The 221-nt window shown below is 79.6% G+C and carries 1 protein-coding gene; it reads left to right on the forward strand.

Annotated features, from left to right (window positions below; genetic code table 11):
- Position 1: 1 nt before the first annotated feature.
- Positions 2 to 221: sigma factor (locus QWY28_RS24030; RefSeq protein WP_300955407.1), on the forward strand; the 220-nt coding region annotated here is incomplete at its 3' end.

A 221-nucleotide genomic window follows, 5' to 3' on the forward strand; every position in this document is an offset into this window, starting at 1 on the left:
GCTGGTGGCCCGGCACCGCGACCGGCTCTGGGCGGTGGCGCTGCGGACCACCGGGAACCGTGAGGACGCCGCCGACGGCCTCCAGGACGGCCTCGTGGCGGCGTACCGCCGCGCGGCGGCGGTCCGCGGCGACGCCGCCGTGACCACCAGGCTGCACCGGGTGGTCGTCAACGCCTGCCTCGACCGGCTGCGTGCTGCGCGGGTCCGCCCCACCGAGGCGC

The organism is Nocardioides oceani, from assembly GCF_030412965.1.
GTDB classification, from domain to species: domain Bacteria; phylum Actinomycetota; class Actinomycetes; order Propionibacteriales; family Nocardioidaceae; genus Nocardioides; species Nocardioides oceani.